Annotated in this window: 19 protein-coding genes; 5 read left to right on the top strand and 14 right to left on the bottom strand. The window is 68.0% G+C overall.

Annotated elements, in window-relative coordinates:
• Window positions 1–30: 30 nt before the first annotated feature.
• Window positions 31–924, top strand: a complete 894-nt coding sequence (locus JK358_RS02150) for a hypothetical protein (protein WP_201942793.1) — start codon at window positions 31–33, stop codon at window positions 922–924.
• A 90-nt stretch (window positions 925–1,014) separates the two neighbouring features.
• Here the strand turns inward: JK358_RS02150 and JK358_RS02145 are convergent, their stop codons facing one another.
• The 6 genes from JK358_RS02145 to JK358_RS02120 form a co-directional block, all read right to left on the bottom strand.
• Window positions 1,015–1,650 carry a ribonuclease H family protein gene (locus JK358_RS02145; protein ID WP_201942790.1) on the bottom strand — a complete coding sequence of 212 codons (636 nt, stop codon included), beginning with the start codon at window positions 1,648–1,650 and terminating at the stop codon, window positions 1,015–1,017.
• 10 nt (window positions 1,651–1,660) lie between these two features.
• On the bottom strand, window positions 1,661–2,161 hold the full coding sequence (locus JK358_RS02140) for an SRPBCC family protein (protein ID WP_201942787.1): 501 nt from the start codon (window positions 2,159–2,161) through the stop codon (window positions 1,661–1,663).
• A 139-nt stretch (window positions 2,162–2,300) separates the two neighbouring features.
• A complete protein-coding gene (gene lhgD, locus JK358_RS02135; protein WP_201942785.1) occupies window positions 2,301–3,485 on the bottom strand; it encodes an L-2-hydroxyglutarate dehydrogenase in 1,185 nt (394 codons plus the stop codon).
• A gap of 11 nt (window positions 3,486–3,496) precedes the next feature.
• Window positions 3,497–4,174 carry a hypothetical protein gene (locus JK358_RS02130; protein ID WP_201942782.1) on the bottom strand — a complete coding sequence of 226 codons (678 nt, stop codon included), beginning with the start codon at window positions 4,172–4,174 and terminating at the stop codon, window positions 3,497–3,499.
• A 384-nt stretch (window positions 4,175–4,558) separates the two neighbouring features.
• The gene (locus tag JK358_RS02125; RefSeq protein WP_201943775.1) at window positions 4,559–5,350 is read right to left on the bottom strand and encodes a TIGR03084 family metal-binding protein; all 792 of its coding nucleotides are present in this window, start codon (window positions 5,348–5,350) and stop codon (window positions 4,559–4,561) included.
• A 212-nt stretch (window positions 5,351–5,562) separates the two neighbouring features.
• Entirely contained in the window at window positions 5,563–6,918 is a 1,356-nt protein-coding gene (locus tag JK358_RS02120; protein WP_201942779.1) for a DUF445 domain-containing protein, read from the bottom strand.
• A gap of 125 nt (window positions 6,919–7,043) precedes the next feature.
• Between JK358_RS02120 and JK358_RS02115 the strand changes: the two genes are divergently transcribed.
• A complete protein-coding gene (locus JK358_RS02115) occupies window positions 7,044–8,102 on the top strand; it encodes a metallophosphoesterase (protein ID WP_201942776.1) in 1,059 nt (352 codons plus the stop codon).
• An 18-nt stretch (window positions 8,103–8,120) separates the two neighbouring features.
• Here the strand turns inward: JK358_RS02115 and JK358_RS02110 are convergent, their stop codons facing one another.
• Entirely contained in the window at window positions 8,121–9,128 is a 1,008-nt protein-coding gene (locus JK358_RS02110; protein ID WP_201942773.1) for a zinc-binding dehydrogenase, read from the bottom strand.
• A 194-nt stretch (window positions 9,129–9,322) separates the two neighbouring features.
• Between JK358_RS02110 and lon the strand changes: the two genes are divergently transcribed.
• Window positions 9,323–11,662 (top strand): endopeptidase La, encoded by a 2,340-nt coding sequence (gene lon, locus JK358_RS02105; RefSeq protein ID WP_232850686.1) that lies wholly within the window; start codon window positions 9,323–9,325, stop codon window positions 11,660–11,662.
• 98 nt (window positions 11,663–11,760) lie between these two features.
• The gene (locus tag JK358_RS02100) at window positions 11,761–12,468 is read left to right on the top strand and encodes an endonuclease/exonuclease/phosphatase family protein (RefSeq protein WP_201942767.1); all 708 of its coding nucleotides are present in this window, start codon (window positions 11,761–11,763) and stop codon (window positions 12,466–12,468) included.
• Here JK358_RS02100 and JK358_RS02095 read toward each other — a convergent pair.
• A complete protein-coding gene (locus JK358_RS02095; RefSeq protein ID WP_201942764.1) occupies window positions 12,465–13,457 on the bottom strand; it encodes an acrylyl-CoA reductase family protein in 993 nt (330 codons plus the stop codon). The two genes, JK358_RS02100 and JK358_RS02095, sit on opposite strands and share 4 nt — an antisense overlap.
• Before the next feature lie 140 nt (window positions 13,458–13,597).
• Here JK358_RS02095 and JK358_RS02090 point away from each other — a divergent pair, with 140 nt between their 5' ends.
• Window positions 13,598–14,416 (top strand): alpha/beta fold hydrolase, encoded by an 819-nt coding sequence (locus JK358_RS02090; RefSeq protein ID WP_201942762.1) that lies wholly within the window; start codon window positions 13,598–13,600, stop codon window positions 14,414–14,416.
• Window positions 14,417–14,427: 11 nt separating this feature from the next.
• On the opposite strand, the gene JK358_RS02085 is transcribed toward JK358_RS02090, so the two are convergent.
• From JK358_RS02085 to JK358_RS02060, 6 genes are all read right to left on the bottom strand, one after another.
• On the bottom strand, window positions 14,428–15,210 hold the full coding sequence (locus JK358_RS02085; RefSeq protein ID WP_201942759.1) for an enoyl-CoA hydratase/isomerase family protein: 783 nt from the start codon (window positions 15,208–15,210) through the stop codon (window positions 14,428–14,430).
• Entirely contained in the window at window positions 15,207–16,304 is a 1,098-nt protein-coding gene (locus tag JK358_RS02080) for a DNA polymerase IV (protein WP_201942756.1), read from the bottom strand. The genes JK358_RS02085 and JK358_RS02080 overlap by 4 nt, the downstream gene beginning before the upstream one ends.
• A 40-nt stretch (window positions 16,305–16,344) precedes the next feature.
• Window positions 16,345–16,932, bottom strand: coding sequence for a DUF1707 SHOCT-like domain-containing protein (locus tag JK358_RS02075; protein WP_201942752.1), 588 nt, complete (start codon window positions 16,930–16,932; stop codon window positions 16,345–16,347).
• A gap of 128 nt (window positions 16,933–17,060) precedes the next feature.
• The gene (locus JK358_RS02070) at window positions 17,061–18,059 is read right to left on the bottom strand and encodes a class I SAM-dependent methyltransferase (RefSeq protein ID WP_201942749.1); all 999 of its coding nucleotides are present in this window, start codon (window positions 18,057–18,059) and stop codon (window positions 17,061–17,063) included.
• 69 nt (window positions 18,060–18,128) lie between these two features.
• Entirely contained in the window at window positions 18,129–18,647 is a 519-nt protein-coding gene (locus tag JK358_RS02065) for a hypothetical protein (protein WP_201942747.1), read from the bottom strand.
• 103 nt (window positions 18,648–18,750) lie between these two features.
• Window positions 18,751–20,631, bottom strand: a complete 1,881-nt coding sequence (locus tag JK358_RS02060; protein ID WP_201942745.1) for an ABC transporter ATP-binding protein — start codon at window positions 20,629–20,631, stop codon at window positions 18,751–18,753.
• Window positions 20,632–20,774: the final 143 nt, after the last annotated feature.

The raw sequence follows: 20,774 nt of genomic DNA, 5'->3' as shown, positions 1-20,774 counted from the left end.
TAGCGCCGGGAAAGTGTGGGGATCGATCCAATGTCGGATGACGCCGCCCAGGACAAGACAACTGAAGATGGGGCGAAGGCTGCCGCAGCCGGAGCCGACCAGCAGGGCGGTACCGCCGACAACGACAAGGCCGAGGCGGCGGACCAGCCCGCCGCTTCGGGGGAGCCGAGCACCCCGGCCGTGGACGAGAAATCGGACGCGCCCGTGAAGCCCGAGCTCACCAAGAAGTCCGACGACTCCGAGAAGAAGGCACAGCCCGCGAAATCCGAGCAGGCCGACAAGCCCGCCAAGGATTCCGGAAAGCCCGCGGCCGCCGCGTCTTCCGGTCTCGGCGGGTCGATCAAGGTTCCGGTGATCGCCGCGATCGTGGCGGGCGTCGCGCTGGTGGCGGCCATCGCCACCGCGGGTGCCCTGGGCTGGCAGTCGCACAACCGCGGCGGCGAGCTCAGCGAACGCGACGCCGCCACCGAGGCCGCCTGCGAATTCGGCCGGGTCGTCTCCATCTACGACGACAAGACCATGGACGACTTCATCAAGCAGGTGAAGGAGCGCTCCACCGGTGAGTTCCTGACCAACTTCAACTCCACCGCGGACGCGCTCAAGGACGTCATGATCAGCGTCCAGGGCAAGTCCTCCCTCGCCGAGATCCACTGCGCCTGGCAGTCCGGCGACGCGGACAAGGCCACGGTCATCATGCTCATCTCCCAGGTTCGCCAGAACTCCCTGATGCAGCAGCCCGACCGTCTCACTCTCCCGGTCGTCGCCGAACTCGAGAAAGAGGACGGCAAGTGGATGATGGCGAACTTCGACTCCCCCGCCCTCAAGGGCATGAGCGTCGCCCCCACCGGCGGCGGCGACAACACCACCGCCCCGACCACGGGAGCCCCGGCCCCCACCACCCAGGCCCCCGCGCCCGGCAACTGATGTGAATCCAGAGATGCCCCCGACGGTGTGCACACCGTCGGGGGCATCTCGCGTATATGGGGGCGTCGCCCCCACGTCTGTTCGCTTCCCTCAGAAGAGGGTGAGCGCCTCCGCCGCAGTCGCTTTCGCTGCCGGGCGGCGGCGGGCGGGCTGCGCTGCGGTGACGGAAACCTTGGCCGCCACGACCTTCTCGGCGGGCGGAGCCACCGGGATGGGCTCGGTGACCGGTTCGACCGGCAGCGGCTCGGTGACGGGGTCGTACGGGGGTTCGGGTTGCGGGTCCGTAGCCCCGGACGCGGCGATCTTGCGGGCGGCCTGCCCGGCCAGCGCGTCGGCCTGCTCGTTGAAGTAGTTGCCGACATGCCCGCGCACCCAGCGGAACCGGACCGGCCCCGGGCGGGCGGAGATGGCGCTGTCGATCTGCTGGATGAGTTCGACGTTCTTGACCGGACCTCCGGTGGAGGTGCGCCAGCCGTTGCGCCGCCAGCCGTTGATCCATTCCGAGGCGCACTTGATCGCGTAGAGCGAATCGCTCTCGATGAGCAGGGGTTCGGAACTCGTGTGCGCGCGAATGGCTTCGAGCAGCGCGCGTAGTTCGGCGATCTGATTGGTGCCCGAGGGCGCACCGCCGCTGTCCGACGACGAGCCGGCGTGGTTCACCCAGGCCCAGCCGATGGCTCCACCCGGGTTACGCAGGCACGATCCGTCGGTGCTCACGATGATCATGCTGCCCACCCTACGCAATCCGGCCGACAAGATCCGTTCCGTGGAATTCCTCTATCTCCCTACGCAATTGCGACTCCGTCCGCTTGACCGCTGATTCTACGGCCGCGGTGAGCATCCGGTTGAGCAGGTGCCCGGTGAGCCCGCGCGGGGCCCAGTACTCGGCTTCGGAGGTCAGCACGGCCCGACCGTACCCGAGTGGATCGAAGCGCAGCTGGATCACCGCGAGAGGGGTGCAGGTCGGCGCCGGCTTCCCCGTCCGGCGCCGACGCAGTGTGTACTCGATGACCGCGTTGCGGCGGTACTCGGTGATCTCACACTCGACCGTGGGATGCCAGAATCCGATCCGCAGCGTGGTCTCGAAGACGGCGCCCTGGCCGTGGTCGAGATCCCCGATCGGTTCGAACCCCGCGACGGCGAAGGCCCAGTCCGGCACGAACTGATGGTTGTCCGTGTAGGTGAACGCGACCTCCACCGGTGCTCCGACGTCGCTCGCGTATTTGATGTGGCCCATAGGTGCTCCCTGTCCCACGGCTGCCAACAAAAGTACTACAGACGTCCTATTTATTGCACGAATACCCCGGACCCAACTTGTACGGGCATGACAATACCCGGCGAACTCGCAGCGAAATTGCGAGTTTCGCGGTAATCGGTCAATTGTCCAATTGCGCGACGATATGTTCGGCGATGGGCAGCGCCGATGTCGCCGCGGGCGACGGCGCATTGAGCACGTGCACCGATCGCGGCGTCCGCTCGATCAGGAAATCGTGCACCAGCGTGCCGTCCCGCAACACCGCCTGCGCCCGGATCCCGGCCTCGCGCGGCAGCAGATCCGCCGCCGTCAACTCCGGGCAGTAGCGCCGGCATTCGGCCAGATAACCGCGTTTGAACAGCGAATTGCGCAGCTCCCGTGCGCCGGTGCGGACATTGTTCGCGGCCACCCGGTGAAAACCGCTGTACCCCAGGATCTCCCGGGTGTCGCGCCAGTTCACGCTGCCCTTGCGATACCCCTCGCGCGCCAGCCCGAGCACGGCGTTCGGCCCGACGGTCAGCTCACCGTCGATGGTGGGGCTCAAATGCACCCCCAGGAACGGCAATTCGGGATCCGGCACGGGATAGATGAGCGTGCGCACCAGATCCCTGCGATGCGGCGGCAACCGGTAGTACTCGCCCCGGAACGGCACGATGCGCAGATCGATGTCCAGCCCCGCCAGTCGCGCCATGCGATCGGCCTGCAGCCCCGCGCACACCACCAGCCGCGCCGCCTTCCAGGACCCGCTCGGCCCGGAAACCGTTACCGCGTCCCCGGTTTCGGTGATGTCGGTGATCTCCGCTCCCAGCACGATTTCGCCGCCGCTCGCGCGCACCTGCCGCGCCAGCTCCGCGGTGACCCGCTGGTAGTCGATGATCCCGGTGCCCGGCACGAACAACGCCCCGACCCCGGTGATCCGCGGTTCCCGTCGCACCAGCTCCGCCGCGTCCAGCAGTTCCACCTCGACGCCGTTGGTCACCGACCGCTCGTACAGCGCCAGCATGCGCGCGTGTTCGGCGGCATCGGTGGCCACCAGCAGTTTCCCGCACACCTGGAACGGAATCCCCTGCGCGGCAGCGAATTCCTTGGTGAGTTCGGCTCCGCGCACGCACAGCCGCGCCTTCAGGCTGCCGGGTTCGTAGTAGATCCCGGAGTGGATGACGCCGCTGTTGTGCCCGGTCTGATGGACGGCCAGCTCCCCCGCCTTCTCGACCAGCAGCAGGCTCGCGCCCGGATGCCGGTCGAGAAGGCGGTGGGCGGTGGCCACGCCGACGATGCCGCCGCCGATCACGCAGTAGTCGTACACAGCAGGGAGTCTCACACAGCCGCGACCGCGGAGTCCTCCGGAACCGTCGCCGCGGAGTCCACCGGAACCACCTTCGTGTGCTCCTCGTCGACCCGTGCCGTGGCGGGCGCGGGATGCCGCGCCAACTGCAGCCCCAGATCGCCGATGGCCGGATCGGTGAGGGTGAGTTCGACGTCCCCGCGCCGGGTGTCCAGCTCGGTCCGCAGCTGGGTGTTGGCGCTGGGATCGGCGGTGAGGCCGAGCTGGGCGCCGAGCGGTCCGGACAGCAGCAGTGCGCTGATGGCCGCGAACACATTGGTGTCCACGGTGACGGTCAGCGAATTGAGCTGCACCGGCAGCACGTGCGCACCCACATAGGTGTCGCCGACGCGCAGCTGCCCGCCGACCGGATCGCGCACCACGACGGGCTCATCCGGACCGGCCGGTGAAACAGTCACCGGTGCACCGTGATTTGTCGTGTCGGAGTGGAAAAGAGTAGTGGCCGAGACGGTTTCGGTGACGGCGGCGACATCGGTGGACACGCCCCCGGTCCCGCTTCCGGCTCCCGGCCCGCCCGGTGTGGCGGGTGCCGCGAAGATGTTGCCGGACTTCTGCGTTCCGGCGATCTGATTGGTGATGTAGGAACCGGCGGCAACGGTCAGCCCGATGCTCGCCATGGTTGCGGTGACGACAGCGCTGTAACGGAGCACCTGTGCTGTTTTCCGGGTTGTCCGGGCAGCCTGCGTCGCCGATTGATGCGACATGATGGTGCGTTCCTTCCTCTCCCCTGGTCCCCCTGCGCCTTTTCGACGCCACGACCCGCACCATTGAAAGTCGTACGCGCGTCCAGGTTACGGTGGCGCGCGGTAACACATGTCCTCGGTGAGACGAGGATCACAGAAGCGCCATACCTCGAATCGAGAGGTTTCCAGCAGCGAAAGCCGGGGTAAATACGGAATAGCGGCGAGCGCCGACTCGACTGCCATCGAAGACCTCCGGCCAACGTCGTCCGGGTGGGCACCAGGCACGGCGCACCCACGGTAGGCGCTCGTCCGCTCCGTTCTTCAGGGTCGGAGGCCGGGTACGACGGCAGGTCAGGCGAACTGGCCTGCCGTTCGGCCGCTTCCGGGCGGACCGGCGAAAGCCTGTGCCAGCCCGAGCCATTCGAGCGCATCCGCACCCTGGACCTCCAGGGCCAGATCGTCGATGTGCCGCCGCTGGGTCACCAGCTGGCAGAAATCCAAGGCGGGGCCGGAAATTCGCTGGGCGGCGTCTTCGGGGCCCCAGGTCCACAGGCTGCCGTCCGGTGCGGTGAGCTCGACCCGGAACTCCTCCGCGGGCGCGTCCTTGCCGTGCGTCAGGTAGGCGAAATTCCTGGTGCGCACACCGATGTGGGCGACATGCCGCAAACGCGGTGTGGGCGTGCGGGTCACGCCGAGGGCGTCGGCCACATCCTGCCCGTGCGCCCAGGTCTCCATCAGGCGTGCGGTGGCCATGGAGGCGACGCTCATGGGCGGCCCGAACCACGGCAGCTTGGTGCCGGCGGGCACGCGGCGCAGTGCGTCGACCAGGGCCTTGCGATCGTTTCGCCAGTCGGCGAGCAGTTCCGGCGCGGGCGTTTTCGCGGCTTCCTCGGCGGCCTCGTCCACGAAGGTGAGCACCTTCGGCAGCGCCTCCCGCACCAGTTCCTGGAATTTCTCCGCGTCGGTGGCGGCGATGGCGGCGACCTTGTCGGTCCAGTTCAGATGCCCGATCTGATGGGCGATGGTCCACCCGGCGGCCGGGGTGTCCCGCTGCCACGCGGCGGGTTCGAGATCGGCGACCAGCAGATCGAGTTCATCGCCCTCGGCGGCCAGGTCGGCCAGCACTGCCTCGATATCCACAATTCCGCCTCTCCGCGACTTCAGCGCCCAGCTGGGAGCCGCCACCCGTCGTGTACGCGTGCCGCCGGTCGGGTGCCGAACCGCTTTCGGTCGTCCCCGGCGAGTTACCCGGACCTCGCGAAATCAGTTGTTGCGGCACGCACGACGCTGTACGTGCCGACGCGGTCAGCATCGCAGCAGCCCCGAAAAAATGCAAGCATGCGTGCTTGCTTTTACTACCAGCCGAATATGCCCAGGTGAACCGCGCCGACGACGAGTCCGAGCAGGGCTCCGTGCAGGTAGAGCAGCCAGGCGTCCTGTTCCACGGACGCGTAGAACATCTCCATGAACTCGCCGGGGGTGAGCTGCTGCAGTTTGCGCGCCGCGAATTCCTCGATCTTCTTGGCCTGCTCGGCCGCGAAGACCTCGTCCTCCACCAGACCCGGCACCAGCCCGACCGCCGCGCCCGCCGCACCGACCTTCAGATTGTCGAACTGCCGCTTGCCGAACGCCGCCCGCGCCATGGAGTGGGTGGGTCCGAGCTGCTTGTGGATCTCGTCGGCGATCAGCTTCTCCAGCATGAGCCGGGTCTTGTCGCCGTTGGGCCCCTCGAGGAGTTCGCGCGCCAGGTTCGGCAGCGTCAGCACCTGATAGGCCAGGATGGTCGCGAGGTCGGCCGCGGCCTGCGGCTGCCGCTTGGCGAGCAGCGCCTGCTTCCACAGGTACCGGTAGCGCGGCTGCGGATCACCCGGTTCGAACACCACCTTCACGGCGATCATGTTCACGATGACGCCGATGGCGGCGGCCGCGGTCAGGATGACCAGCCAGCCCGGAATCCAGCCGATGATCGGAATATCGTGGTGCACTTCCATGTACAGCGCCAGCAGCACGCCGAAGGGCGCGCCCAGCAGGCCGACGCGCACCATGAACCGCAGTTCCGGCGCGGCGATCGTGGTGGTGAGGTCCTTGAGGATCTCGGGGTTCTCGCGCAGGTACCGGATGACGAAGCTCTTGATGTCGATGAGCTGATCGACATTGTCGCCGAGCTGTTCGAAGGAGCGGCGCGCGAGCTTCGGCAGTTCGCGTTCCACCCGCTGGTAGAGCACGTTCTTCACGGCTTTCGGTGCGACGGCCCAGAGTTCGGGGTTCTCCCGCTTCATGATCTCGTCGACGATGGGCCCCACCTGTTTTCGCCCGATGTCGGCGATGTAGTCGGCGATGCCGTCGAGGTCGAGTTCGTGGATGAAGTCCTTGGGACTGCCGATTCGCATGAGTGCCTTGTCGACACAGATGCTCGCCATCTTCTCGGCGCGGGCGGGGATGAAGCCCTGGAAGCCGAACCGCTTGCCGTCGCCGGAGAAGATGGGCAGCACCTGCACGCGCCGGGGCAGGTACGGATACAGGATCTCCAGGCCCGGAATCCGGATGCCGCGGAAGTAGACCGGCCAGAACAGCATGAGCACGCCGGTCCAGTTGGTGAGCAGGCCGGCGATCGCGCTGAAGACCGGAAATGTGATCAGATCTACGACGAGTTGCGGCTGTCCGGTGAGTTGTTCCCAGTCCAGGAACGTTCCCGACGCCACTGTCGTCATAGCTGGTCCCCCTGAGGCCGAACGATGGTGAGAAATAAGGCACCCTAATGTCTCATATCGTGCGCGGTTTCTCCCGAGCGGCAATACTGGTCAACCGACCAACATGGAAGGGTGAGGACATCCCGATGAACGTCGACCGCCGTGGCTTTCTCGCAGGTGCGGCAGCCGCCGCGAGCATCACGACCCTGGCCGCCGCCGGACCCGCATGGGCGCAGCCCGCGCCCGCCCCGGCCGTGCCGAAGTTCCCCTTCCCGAACACCGCGGATCTGCGCATCCTGGTGACCGGCGATGCGGGCACCGGCGCCCGCCCGCAGTGGGCGGTGGCCGACGCGGCCCGCGCCCTGCACGCCCAGCGCCCCTTCTCCCTCGCCGTCGGCCTCGGCGACAACGTCTACGAGTCCGGCCCCTGGGCCGACGACGACGCCCAGTTCAAGGCCAAGTTCGAAGACCCCAACAACGGCCTCGACTTCCCCTGGGTGATGGTCCAGGGCAACCACGACAACAGCTCGCTCTTCCCCGGCGACGGCGGCTGGCTGCTGCGCGGCGACCACGAGGTGGCCTACCACGCCCGCTCCGCCCGCTGGTGGATGCCGTCGCGCTACTACTCCGTCCGCATCCCGCACGAGCAGCCCCTCGTCGAGTTCTTCGTCCTCGACCTGAACCCGATCGCCGCCTACCTGCCGCCCCTGTTCAACGAATACTGGTCCGCCACCGGCACTTTCATGACCGAACAGGCCGCGTGGCTGGACCGTGCCATCGCCGAGTCCCCCGCCAAGTGGAAGATCGCCCTCACCCACCACCCCTACCTGAGCAACGGCCCGCACGGCAACGCCGGCGAATACGACGGCATCCCGGTGGATCTCGTCAACGGCAGTGAGGTGAAGAAGTTCCTGGAGGTCCACGTGCTGGGCAAGTGCCAGTTCCTGCTGTCCGGCCACGACCACAACCTCCAGGTCCTGGACCCCACCACCGACTGCAAGGGCACCCGCCAGATCATCTCCGGCGCGGCCGCCAAAACCACGAACAAGGGTGTGCCCGACCGCAATCCGGCCCAGTACCAGACCTACACCGACCTGGGCTTCATGGTCCTGGACCTGACCGCGTCCTCGGCCGACCTGGGGGTCTACACGGTGGACCCGTCGAACCCCCAGCCCGTCAACGTCTTCCAGCGCCGCCTGGCCTGAACCCGTTGCGCTGGTTGCTCAAGGCTTCAGGACGATCCGAATCGGATTGCCCTCCTTGGCATCCAGCGCATGCACCGCCTTCGCCGCGTCGGCCAACGGCATCACCGCGCTGACCGACCGCGAGAACTCCACCCGATGCAGCCCCTGCAACTTCACCAGCTGCGTCACATCCTCCGGCTGCGACCCGTAGTGCCCCCGCAACTGCTGCTGGAAGTAACTGAACGAGGTCCCCCCGGTAATGGTGATCGGCTTGTCCGTGAGCCCCACCAACACCAACCGCCCTTCCGGCGCGAGACACACGATGGCCTGTTCCCGCACAGCGGCCACCCCCGCGAAATCGAACGCGGCGGCCAACCCGCCACCCGTGGCCTTGAAAATCTTCTTCCGCAGATCCGGCTCGGCCGGATCGAACGCCAGATCCGCCCCGAACTCCAACGCCCGCTCCCGCGCCGCGGGCAGTGGATCGACGGCGATGATCGGCGCGGCCCCCACCATCCGCAGCAACTGCACCCCGTGCGCCCCGAGCCCGCCGACCCCCCAAACGCCCACAGCCTCACCAGCTTTCACCTGCCCGGTAGCCGTAATGGCAGCCCAGGGGGTGGACACCGCATCCGGAATGAAGCACGCCTGCTCGAACGGCAGATCATCCGGAATCGGCACCAGCGTGTCCACCCGGGCCAACGTGTACTCCGCCCACCCCCCGTCGTAATCCACCCCCCGCGTCAGCACCGCCCCGCCCGTGGTCTCCCCCGCCTGCAACACCACCCGATCCCCCACCTGCCACCCGGTAACCCCCGCCCCGAGCGCCTCGATGGTCCCCGCCACCTCATGCCCCAGCGTCACCACATCCCCCTTCAGGTACCGCGGCGTCAACGTCCCATCGATCAAATGCACATCCGACAGGCAAACCCCCGCCGCCTCCACCTTCACCAGCACATACCCGTCCCCCGGCTCCGGCACCGGCACCTCATCCAGTTCCAGTCGTCGTTCCGTCCCCAGATGCAGTCGCGCAGCCAGCATGTCCATCGACTCCTCACGGTATTCGGCACAGCCTTTTCCCCGCGCCATCGTATGTTCGCCCCCGGCGAACGGGGTCGCGGAATGAGATCAACGGGTCGAGGGTTGAGTGGGGAAAGCTCAACCTTGGAAGGGGTCGAAGAGTGACTACATCTCAGAACCTGCCGGTCCTGTTCCTGACCGATCCGATCGTGCTTCCGGGCATGGTGGTGCCGGTCGAACTGGACGAGTCCGCGCAGGCCGCTATCGATGCCGCGCGTGCCGGGAAGGTCAACCAGGTGTTGGTCGCGCCTCGGCTCGACGAGGGGTATGCCACCTACGGGGTGGTGGCCACCATTGATCAGGTCGGGCGGATGCGCGGTGGCGCGCCGGCGGCCGTGCTGAAGGCCGAGGAGCGCGCGAAGATCGGGCACGGGGTTACCGGGCCGGGTGCGGCGCTGTGGGTCGAGGCCGAGTCGGTGGAGGTTCCGCCTGCTGACGGGAAGACGAAAGAGCTTGCCGCGGAGTACAAGAAGCTGGTTGTCGCGGTGTTGCAGCGCCGGGAGGCGTGGCAGGTCATCGACGCGGTGAATCAGCTGCAGGATCCGTCCGCGCTGGCCGATGCGGCCGGGTGGGCGTCGTACCTGAGCAATACCGAGAAGCGGGAGCTGCTCGAAACCGTCGATACGGCAACCCGTTTGGGGAAGCTGATCGAGTGGACCAAGCAGCACATCGCCGAGACGGAGATCTCGGAGAAGATCAGTGAGGATGTGCGCGAGGGCGTCGAGAAGACGCAGCGGGAATTCCTGCTGCGCCAGCAGTTGAACGCCATTCGCAAGGAGCTGGGTGAGGACGAGCCCGACGGGGCCGAGGATTACCGCACCCGGGTCGAGAACGCCGATCTGCCCGACGACATCCGCGAGGCTGCCCTGCGTGAGGTCGGTCGCCTGGAGCGTTCCAGTGATCAGAGCCCGGAGTCCGGCTGGATCCGGACCTGGCTGGATACCGTCCTGGAACTGCCGTGGTCGGTGAAAACCGAGGACAGCACCGATGTTTCGGCCGCGCGAGCCGTGCTCGACGCCGATCACCACGGGCTGGACGAGGTGAAGGACCGCATGGTCGAGTACCTGGCCGTGCGTGCCCGCCGGGCCGCCCGCAACCTGGAGGTCGTGGGCGGGCGCGGTTCCGGCGCGGTGCTGGTGCTGGTCGGCCCGCCCGGTGTGGGCAAGACCTCGCTGGGCGAGTCCGTGGCGCGGGCGCTGGGCCGCAAGTTCGTTCGCGTCGCCCTGGGCGGCGTGCGCGACGAGGCCGAGATCCGCGGTCACCGGCGCACCTATGTGGGCGCGCTGCCGGGTCGTATCGTCCGCGCCATGAAGGAGGCGGGTTCGATGAATCCCGTTGTCCTGCTGGACGAGATCGACAAGGTGGGCTCCGATTTCCGCGGCGATCCGGCGGCGGCGCTGCTCGAGGTCCTGGATCCCGCGCAGAACCACACTTTCCGCGATCACTACCTGGATCTGGACCTGGATCTGTCGGATGTGCTGTTCATCGCGACCGCGAACGTCATGGAGACGATTCCCGGCCCGCTGCTGGACCGCATGGAGCTGATCACGGTCGACGGCTACACCGAGGACGACAAGGTGGCCATCGCCCGCGACTTCCTGGTCCCGCGTCAGCTGGAGCGCAATGCCCTGACCGCACAGGAGGTCTCGGTCACCGACGAGGCCCTGCGCGAGATCGCCGCCAACTACACCCGGGAAGCCGGGGTGCGGCAGATGGAGCGTCTGGTCGCGAAGGCGCTGCGCAAGGCGGCGACCAAGCTGTCGGAGCAGGCGACCCTCGGGTACGCGCCGGAGCTGGGCTACGACGAGGCGATCGAGTTCGACAAGCCCGCAACGGAATTGGTCATCGACAAGCCGGATCTGAAAGACTACCTGGGCCGTCCGCGGTTCACCCCGGATTCGGTGGAGCGCACCGCGGTCCCCGGTGTGGCGACGGGTTTGGCGGTGACGGGTGCCGGCGGTGACGTCCTCTACATCGAGGCCAATGCCGCCGAGGGTGATCGTTCCCTGACCCTGACCGGTCAGCTGGGCGATGTCATGAAGGAGTCGGCGCAGATCGCCCTGACCTACGTCCGCTCCCACCTGGAGGAGATCGGCCTCGAGCCGAAGGTGCTGGATCGCAATATCCACATCCACTTCCCGGCGGGCGCGGTGCCGAAGGATGGTCCGTCGGCGGGCGTCACCATGGTCACGGCGCTGGTGTCGCTGGCGCTGGGCCGGCAGGTCCGCTCGGATGTCGGCATGACCGGTGAGGTCACGCTGAACGGCCGGGTGCTGCCGATCGGCGGCGTGAAGCAGAAGCTGCTGGCCGCGCAGCGCGCGGGTTTGAAGACCGTGTTCATCCCCGCCCGCAACGAACCCGATCTGGACGAGGTGCCCGCCGAGGTGCTGGCGGCCCTGGATGTGCGTCCGGTCGCGGATGTGGCCGAGATCCTGGCCTACGCCATCGAGCCGGTCGCCGAACCGGCCTACGACGGCCCGGCCCTGAGCGCCACCGCCTGATCTCAGAGGTGGTCAGCAACTGAACAGCGAACGGACCGTGCATGTTTCACATGAAACGAAACATGCACGGTCCCTGCGTATCTCGTAGGGTGGCTATCGTGATCACCGTCGCCACCTGGAATGTTCTGCACAGAGTACATGCCGAGAAATGGTCCAGTGAGATCATCACGCACTGGCCCGACGAGTCGAAGCGCATCGCGGCCATCACCGCAGCAATCAGCCAGCGCACCGAGCGGGTGATCGCCCTGCAGGAGGTCAGCGGCGATCAGCTGATCAGCCTGCGGGACGCCCTGCCCGGCAAGACCTTCCATATGGTCGGTTACCCGCGCATCCCCGCGCCCCGGGTGCTGCCGCCCACCCTGAAGGACCGCACCGAACTGCTCGTCCTGATCATCGACGGCCCCGCCCGCGAGGTGACCGGCGGCGCGTTCCACAACGACAACGGCAACGGCGCGCTCGTCGTCGATGTGGACGGCATCGCGGTCATCGCCACCCATGTGAGCGGCGACGGCCGCCGCGGGGAACAGTTCATGCAGCTCTCGGGTCTGAGCGAATACCGCAGGCAGGCGGTGCTGCTCGGCGACTTCAACACCGACCGCGCCACGGTCGCCGCCGCACTGGGCCCGAATTTCACGGTGGGCCGCTTCGCCCCGGACGCTCTGCCCACCCGTCCGCGCGACTCGGCCGCCACCAAATCGCAGCACATCGATCACGTGGTGGGCAGGTCCATCGCCGTGCGCAATGTGGTGGTGGAGGATGTGGCCGGCCTGTCCGACCACAACCTGGTGCGCGCCGTCGTCGGCTAGAACTCGCCCGCGACACCCAGCACGGTGCGCCCGGAGTGCGTGCCCTCCAGGATCGACCGCAGCACCGCTTCCGCCTCGGTGATCGGCGCGTAGTTCTCCAGCAGCGAAAGATGCTGTGGTTTCAGGTCTTTGGCGAGCCGCGCCCACAGGTCGCGACGCCGCGCGATGGGGAAGTGCGCCGAGTCGATGCCGAGCAGCGAGACGCCGCGCAGGATGAACGGCATGACGGTGGTGGGCACCGTGGTTCCGCCGGTGAGCCCGGAAACCGCCACCGCGCCGCCGTATTTCACGGTGGACAGAATGTGCGCGAGCGATTCGCCGCCCACGCTGTCGACGGCCGCCGCCCACTGCGCCTTGCCGAGCGCGCGCGGTTTCTCGCCTTCGCCGGGCAGCCGCCCGATGACCGTTTTCGCGCCGAGGGTCTCCAGGAGTTCGGTCGCGCCGATCTTGCCGGTGGAGGCGACCACCTCGAAGCCGAGTCCGGCGAGGATGTCCACGGCGACGGTGCCGACGCCGCCGGTCGCTCCGGTGACCAGCACCGGCCCGTCGCCGGGGGTGACCTCGTGGTCGAGCAGGGCCTGCACGCTCATGGCCGCGGTGAATCCGGCGGTGCCGAGCGCGGCCGCCTCGCGCGGGGTCAGCCCGTCGAGTTTCACCACCCATTCCCCTGGGACCCTGGCGTATTCGGTGAATCCGCCGTGGTGCGCGACGCCGATGTCGTAGCCGTGCGCGACGACCAGGTCACCGGGTGCGAAGCCGGGGTCCTCGGAGCTCACCACCTCGCCGGTGAGGTCGATGCCGGGGATGATCGGGTATTCGCGCACCACGCCGCCGCGCGGGGTGATGGCGAGGCCGTCCTTGTAGTTGGCGCTCGAGAAGTGAACCTTGATCGTCACATTGCCGGGGCCGAGGAAGTCGTCGCCGACCGTCTCGCGGACGAGTGTGATCCCGTTGTCGGTTTCGTGTGCCACCATCGCCTGGAACTCCATGGACCGAGCATAGGTCTCGCATCGCTGGTCAGGGTCGTCTTCGCCGGTGCGCCGAGGCATTACCTCACGCGTAATCGCTTTCTTTCACCTCCGCTGCGAAGGTTGTTTCCAGCAGCGAAAAGCGAAGGAGCGCAGCGGATATGAGTACTTTCCGGACGAACGACGGCACCACTCTCGCCTACGAGGACTACGGCACCGGAGCCCCGATGGTGTTCGTGGCCGGCTGGTCGCTGAACGCCGATATGTGGGAGTACCAGGTGGCCTTCTTCCTGGACCAGGGCTTCCGCTGCGTCCTGCTGGACCGCCGCGGGCACGGCCGCTCGGATCGCCCGTCCACCGGCTACGACATCGACACCCGCGCCGACGATCTGGCCGCCCTGCTGGATCACCTGGATCTGCGGGACGTCACGCTGGTGGCGCATTCGGCGGGCGGCGGCGAGGCGGTCCGCTACCTGACCCGGCACGGCTCGGACCGGATCACCAGGATCGCTCTGCTGGCCCCGGCGATTCCGTTCCTGTGCCAGACCGAGGACAACCCGGTCGGGGTGCCGCTGTACCTGCTGGAAGCCTCACTGGCGCAGCTGAACACCGACAGCGCCAAGTGGTTCGCCGATCGCGCGCAGGGCTATTTCGCCACGCATCTGGGCACCGGCGTCTCCCCGGCGGCCATCGATCTGGAGATGCGCCGCTGCCTGTCGGCCTCCCCGTACGCGATCCGAGTGCTGCAGCGCGAGCTGTTCACCACCGATCACCGCGCCGACTGCGCGGCGCTGAAGATTCCGGTGCTGCTGCTGCACGGCATCCCGGATCAGTCGATCCCGATCGATGTCGCGAGCCGCCAGCTGATCACACTGGTGCCGCATGCCGTCTACAAGGAGTACCCGGACGCCGGGCACGGCCTCTACCTCAGTCATGCGGCCCAGGTGAACGCCGATATCCTGGAGTTCGTGAAGGGCTGAAACCCGTTCGCTCAGGCGAACTTCGGGGCCCGCTTGCCCACGAACGCGGCAATGCCCTCCTGCCCGTCGGCGGATTTCGCGCAGCCGGTGATGAAGGTGGCCTCGGTGTTGAGCTGCTCCTCCAGGGTGTGCTGGGAGGACACCAGGAGCAGCTTCTTCACATGGGCGTTGGACAGTTTCGGCCCGGCGGCGAACTGCTGGGCCAGGCCGTCCACGGTGGCGGCGAGGTCCGCGTCCGGCACGACGCGGTGCAGCAGTCCCCAGTCGAGGGCCTCGGCGGCGGTGAGCACGCGGTTGGTGAGCATGAGGTCCTGCGTCTTGCGCAGGCCGATGAGCCGCGGCAGGTAGTAGGACGCGCCGCCGTCGGGGTTCAGGCCGACCTTGGTGTAGGCCATGGTGAAGGAGGCGGATTCGGCCGCGACCACCAGGTCACCGGCCACCGCGAGGCTGAATCCGGCCCCGGCGGCGGTGCCGTTCACGCCCACGATGAGCAGGGCGTCCATCCGCGCCAGCGAGGACACGGCGTGGTGCAGGGTGCTCGCCAGCTTCTCGATGAACTCGCCGGTGTCGGGGCTCTCGGCCATGGCGCGCACGTCGCCGCCCGCGGAGAAGAACCGCCCGGCCCCGGTCAGCACGACCACCTTGATCGCCGGATCCTCGGAGCAGTACGCGGCGGCGCGCGCCAGTTCGTCGGCCAGCGCCTGGTCGATGCCGTTCGCGGCGGTGGGCCGGTTCAGGGTGATGCGGGCGATGGGCCCGTCGTGCTCGAACAGGATGTTCTCGTAGTCGCTCATCCGCGAGTGCCTTCCGTTGCGATGTCTCGCCCCACTGTGCCAAATTCCACCCGGACCCCGAGCAGCCGGATGGGCCGGTCGAGGTCGAAAGCGTGCAGCACGGTCAGCGCGGTCTGCACGATCTCGTCCACATCCGTGGTGGGCGCGGGCAGTTTCCTCTGTTTGGTGCGGGTGAAGAAGCTCTTGGTGCGCACGGTGACCCCGACCCGCCCGATGCTGCGCCCGTCGGCGAAGGTCTCCTCGGCGACCTGGGTGGCGAGCCGGACGATGGCGGCGTCGAGGTCGGCGCGTTCGGTGAGGTCGGCCGGAAAGGTCTCGGAGCGGCTGTGCCCCACCGGTTCTCGCGGTTCGGAGATATCGGTGTCGCCCGCGCCGTGCCCGAGTACCCACAGGTAGGGGCCGGTATTGGGGCCGAATTCGGCCGCCAGTACCTCCCGGTCGGCGGCGGCGAGGTCGCCGATGGTCTCGATTCCCAAGGCGCTCATACGTTTCGCGATGCGCGCGCCGACGCCCCATAACGCCGAGGTGGGCCGGTGCGCCATGAGTTCGGTCCAGTTGTCCTGGGTGAGCCGGAAGATTCCGGTGCCGCCGTCATCCTGTTCCGCGGCGTCGCCACTCTTGCCCACGGCTTTGGCGAAGCCGGTGGCCAGCTTGGCCCGGGTCTTGTTGTCTCCGATGCCGACCGCGCAGGTGAGATCCAATTCCGCGATGGCGCCACGGATCTCGCGTGCGAGCTGCTCGGGGTCGTCGGTGTCCACCGCCAGGAAGGCCTCGTCGAAGCCGAGCACCTCGACCCGTCCGGGGAAGGTGCGCAGCAGATCCATGATCTCCTCGGACGCATCGGCGTAGGTGGCGAGGTCCTGGGCGAGGAATACTCCGTCCGGACACACGCGGGCGGCCGTCCGCAGCGGCATGCCCGCGCGCACGCCGAAGGCGCGCGCCGGATACGACGCGCAGGACACGACCTTGCGGGGTTCGGTGGGGTCGCCGTTCCCGCCCACGATGACGGGCTGTCCGCGCAGCTCGGGATGCCGCCGGAATTCGACCGCGGCCTGGAATTGGTCGAGGTCGACGTGCAGCAGCCAGCGCGTCACCCCTCAGTCATACCGCATGGTCTGTGTTCGGTGTCGGATCTCAGCGGGAATGCGACCGGCGCAGCCAGGCCCACGGCGACCGGTACCGGTACCGCGCCTTGACCACCCCGGACTTCACCCGGCCCTCGACCCGCAGCACCGGTGCGCCCGGAAAATGCGGCAGCCGTACGCGATTCACCACGCTGCCGCTGCCGCACTTGACCCGGTCGAGGTCGACCCGCCACCCGCGCGGCACGATCAGCACCAGCGCGCCGGACCCGACGTCCGCGGTGATGGTGAGTTGCCGTCGCGCGCAGTAGGCATTGTTGAAGTCGATGTGAATGGTGCCGGAACCGCATTCGGCCGTGACCTTCTCCGGCACCTCCCACTGCCCGTCGACCCGCTTGGTACCGCTCCCCACGCGCAGTTCCAGGCTTTCGGTGGCGGTGTGATCGGGCAGATCGGCTGTGACGGCGGACAATTCGGCGCTGGTGCGGGCCGCGTAGACCGCGCCCAGCCGCCGATCCAGTTCCATGAGGTCCAGCCGGCCCTCACCGACCGCGTGCTGTAGTCGTCGTGCCGTGAGCGTCCGCTCGAGGTCGTCGATGCGCACGGCAGCCGTCGACCGCTTGTCCTTGGACTGGGACACCAGAGCTCCTCCCCTGAAAACAACCAGGCAATCAACGACAGGATTGCCACGGGGAGTTGAATTATGTCTGACCACAGGATAATTCGGACGTTCGCACTCTAACGGTACGGTCACATTTGGACACTCGGTCAGTGACGTCCCAGAAACACGGTGGTCGCGCCCAGCAGGTAAACGTCTTCGCGCGCACCGACATACGCGTCCGAGGACGGATCCAGCAACGTTTCGATCGCGGCCGCGTCGTCGGCGTCGAGCCGGTCGTGGGTGCGATCCTGCGCCCAGGTGAGCCATTTGGCAACTGCCGCGCGAACATCCGCCGATGCCGGGGCGGGATGGTCGATGAGCACGCTGAACGAGCTCACCTCGCGCAGCCCGGCCCGGGTCAGCGCGATATTCCAGCCGTAGCGCATGCGCACCGCGCCGTCGATCTCGGCGCGCATCTGCGCGAATCCGGCGTCCCGGGCGGCCATCAGGCGATCCTGCAGGCCCGGCTTGCCGATGCCGAGATCCCAAGGCAGGCAACGGGTCTGCAAACCGCCCTCGGCCAGGGCGAGCAGACCGCCCGGCCGGACCAGGGTGGCGAGCCGGGTGGTGCCCGCCTGCTCGTCGGGCAGGTGATGCACCATGCGCGAGGCCCACACCAGATCCGCCCGCGGCACCAGATCGAACACCTCGTCGGAGGCGGCATCCACGCGCACGGTCTCGACCTTCACCCGGTCGTCACCGGCGAGCGCGGTGAGTACTGCCTCCCGCGCCGCCTCGAACAGCTCGGGCACCGCGTCGGCGATGACGAGCCGCCCGCCGCCGCGCGCGGCCAGCTCCTTGGCGAAGGCCACGCTCTGACCCCCGGCTCCGGCTCCGATGTCCACGAGGACGGGCTGATCGATGTCGGCAGCCAGCAATCCGACCAGTCGTTGCGCGATCTGCGCATTGGTGGCCGCGCTGATGGCGTCGTCGCGGCGCAGGTGATCGATCATGGCCGCCCAGTCGACGCCGTCGTGCGTATGGCCGTGGCCGTGCCCATGGCTGTGGCCGTGACCGTGCTCGTGACCCTGCGACTGTCCGTGTTCGTGACCCTGCGACTGTCCGTGTTCGTGACCCTGCGACTGTCCGTGCGAGTGCGTTCCCATACTCACGAAGCTAGCCCGGCCCACCACCGTGCTGACAAGTTCTTTTGCCGGATCGGCAAACGTGTCGCCCTACTCGGCCTGCAGATGCCCGAGCAGCAGTTTCACCATCAGCACCGGAGTCACCCAGGCCAGCGCGAGCGGCAGCCCGACCGGAATCAGCAGGGCGAGGGTGACCCAAGCGAACGCCACCGGTTTGCGCATTCGCTGCGGCGCACCGAGCACGGCGACCGCGCCGGTGAGCGCCAGCCCGTACACGAGTGCCGCACTGCCCCAGCCGAATCCGGGAACCACCAGCGCGAGCACGAAGGGCTGCACGTGCACCGCGACGAAACCCAGGTGATGCCAGTGCGTCCGGCCCGGCCGATGGAAGTGCCGCTTGGCCGCCAGACTCGAATTCACCACCGCGCCACCACACAGGTCGAAGGCCACCAGCGCGATCACCGCCACAGCGAGCCCGGGGAACCCGGCGTCCAGCGCCAGCAGTACCGCCCCGGTCGACCCCGCGGCAGCCGTGAGATAGCAGAGCGCGCTCTCGGCCGCGGTGGCATCGGGTGCTACGAGGCGATCGTTGATGGTTCGGGCGTTCATGCTCGCTCCAGCAGCTGTCGAGGCAGATACTCGGAATCTGTTGCGCCAATACACCGATGAAGACGCCACAGCCGGCGTCTCCACCAATGTACTGTCCTCCGGTTCAGGCCGCCGCGGGCTCGCTGTCGTCGGCGAACTGGGTGCGGTACAGCTCCGCGTACCGGCCGCCCGCCGCCAGCAGTTGGGTGTGCGTGCCGCGCTCCACCACGCGCCCGTGCTCGAGCACCACGATCTGATCGGCGTTCCGGATGGTCGACAGCCGGTGTGCGATCACCAGGGCGGTCCGGCCGTCCAGGGCCTCGGCCAGCGCCTCCTGCACGGCCGCCTCCGACGTCGAGTCCAGCGAAGCCGTGGCCTCGTCCAGGATCACCACGCGCGGCTGCTTGAGCAGCAGGCGGGCGATGGTCAGCCGCTGGCGTTCACCACCGGAGAGCCGGTAGCCGCGCTCGCCGACCACGGTGTCCAACCCGTCGGGCAGCGAGGCGATGAGATCGCCGAGCCGGGCCCGGCGCAGCGCGTCCCACAGGTCGTCCTCGCTCGCCTCGGGGCGGGCCAGCAGCAGGTTGGCGCGAATGGTGTCGTGGAAGAGGTGGCCGTCCTGGGTGACCAGGCCGACGGTGTCCTGAATCGAGCGCCCGGTCAGCTCGCGTACGTCCTGGCCGCCGAGCCGTACCGACCCGGAATCCACGTCGTAGAGCCGCGAAACCAATTGGGCGATGGTCGATTTGCCCGCTCCGGAGGAGCCGACCAGGGCCACCAGCTGCCCGGGTTCGGCGCGCAGCGACACATTGTGCAGCACCTCCTCGCCGCCGCGGGTGTCCAGTGTCGCCACGTCCTCCAGCGAGGCCAGCGACACCTTGTCGGCGGAGGGGTAGCCGAAGCGCACATGGTCGAGCTCCACCGCGACCGGCCCGTCCGGCACGGCCTTCGCGTCGGGCGCGTCCTGGATGAGCGGGGTCAGGTCGAGGATCTCGAAGACCCGCTCGAAGCTCACCATGGCCGACATGATGTCGACCCGCGCACTGGCCAGCGCCGTCAGCGGCGAGTACAGCCGGGTCAGCAGCAGCGAAAGCGCCACCACCGCACCGGGATCCAGCTGCCCCCGCAGCGCCAGGTAGCCGCCCAGCCCGTACACCAGCGCCAGTGCCAGCGCCGACACCAGCGTGAGCGCGGTGACGAACACCGTCTGCAGCATGGCCGTGCGCACCCCGATATCGCGCACCCGCCCGGCCCGCGTACCGAATTCGGTGGATTCCTGCTGCGGCCGCCCGAACAGTTTCACCAGCGTCGCGCCCGGCGCGGAGAACCGCTCGGTCATCTGCGTGCTCATGGCCGCGTTCAGCCCGGCCGCCTCGCGCTGGATCCCCGCCAGCCGCTCGCCCATGCGCCGGGCGGGCACCACGAACACCGGCAGCAGCACCAGCGCGAGCAGCGTGATCTGCCACGACAACCGCATCATGACCACGAGCGTGAGCAGTAGCGTCACCACATTGGTGACCACACCCGAGAGGGTCGAACTGAATGCCCGCTGCGCCCCGATGACGTCATTGTTCAACCGGCTCACCAGTGCGCCGGTCCGGGTGCGCGTGAAGAACGCCACCGGCATCTTCTGCACATGATCGAAAACAGCCGTCCGTAGATCGAAGATCAACCCCTCGCCGATCCGCGACGACAACCACCGGATCACGATCCCCAGCAGGGCATCCAGCACCGCCACCACCGCGATGACCACCGCGAGCACCACCACGGTCCGCACCGGACCGCCCCCGACGATGGTGTCCACCACCCGCCCCGCGAGCACCGGCGTCGCCACCGCCAGCAGCGCCGACCCGATGCTCAGCACCAGAAACAGCCCCAGTCGCCGATGATGCGCGTGCGCGAACGCCAGAATCCGCTTGGCCGTGGCCAACCGCAGTGGACGCTGCTCGGTGGGCCCGTTCATCTGCCGGTACAGCTGACTCCACGCCACGGATTCCATACTCATCGCGTACTCCTCACCGTCGGAGTTCCATCGAACCCCACGCCACCGACACTAAGACCTCAACAAAGGTTCAGATCAAGCTCTTCCGGGCGGTCCATCGGTTCGCTGTCGGTGAACGATCGGTCCGCCGGCTGTGCGGGTCGGCT

The sequence above is a fragment of the Nocardia acididurans genome (assembly GCF_016741815.1).
Taxonomy (GTDB): domain Bacteria; phylum Actinomycetota; class Actinomycetes; order Mycobacteriales; family Mycobacteriaceae; genus Nocardia; species Nocardia acididurans.
Note: the sequence above shows the minus strand (reverse complement) of the source record. Positions and strands in the feature narration are given on the sequence as shown.

Coding starts and splice junctions, on each gene's coding strand:
- lon (WP_232850686.1), top strand. CDS start 9,323: ATGGTGGTGCCGGTCGAACTGGACGAGTCCGCGCAGGCCGCTATCGAT.
- JK358_RS02145 (WP_201942790.1), bottom strand. CDS start 1,650: ATGATCATCGTGAGCACCGACGGATCGTGCCTGCGTAACCCGGGTGGA.
- JK358_RS02085 (WP_201942759.1), bottom strand. CDS start 15,210: ATGAGCGACTACGAGAACATCCTGTTCGAGCACGACGGGCCCATCGCC.
- JK358_RS02060 (WP_201942745.1), bottom strand. CDS start 20,631: ATGAGTATGGAATCCGTGGCGTGGAGTCAGCTGTACCGGCAGATGAAC.
- JK358_RS02090 (WP_201942762.1), top strand. CDS start 13,598: ATGAGTACTTTCCGGACGAACGACGGCACCACTCTCGCCTACGAGGAC.
- JK358_RS02110 (WP_201942773.1), bottom strand. CDS start 9,128: ATGGACATGCTGGCTGCGCGACTGCATCTGGGGACGGAACGACGACTG.
- JK358_RS02120 (WP_201942779.1), bottom strand. CDS start 6,918: ATGACGACAGTGGCGTCGGGAACGTTCCTGGACTGGGAACAACTCACC.
- JK358_RS02115 (WP_201942776.1), top strand. CDS start 7,044: ATGAACGTCGACCGCCGTGGCTTTCTCGCAGGTGCGGCAGCCGCCGCG.
- JK358_RS02095 (WP_201942764.1), bottom strand. CDS start 13,457: ATGGAGTTCCAGGCGATGGTGGCACACGAAACCGACAACGGGATCACA.
- JK358_RS02140 (WP_201942787.1), bottom strand. CDS start 2,161: ATGGGCCACATCAAATACGCGAGCGACGTCGGAGCACCGGTGGAGGTC.
- JK358_RS02070 (WP_201942749.1), bottom strand. CDS start 18,059: ATGGGAACGCACTCGCACGGACAGTCGCAGGGTCACGAACACGGACAG.
- JK358_RS02150 (WP_201942793.1), top strand. CDS start 31: ATGTCGGATGACGCCGCCCAGGACAAGACAACTGAAGATGGGGCGAAG.
- JK358_RS02065 (WP_201942747.1), bottom strand. CDS start 18,647: ATGAACGCCCGAACCATCAACGATCGCCTCGTAGCACCCGATGCCACC.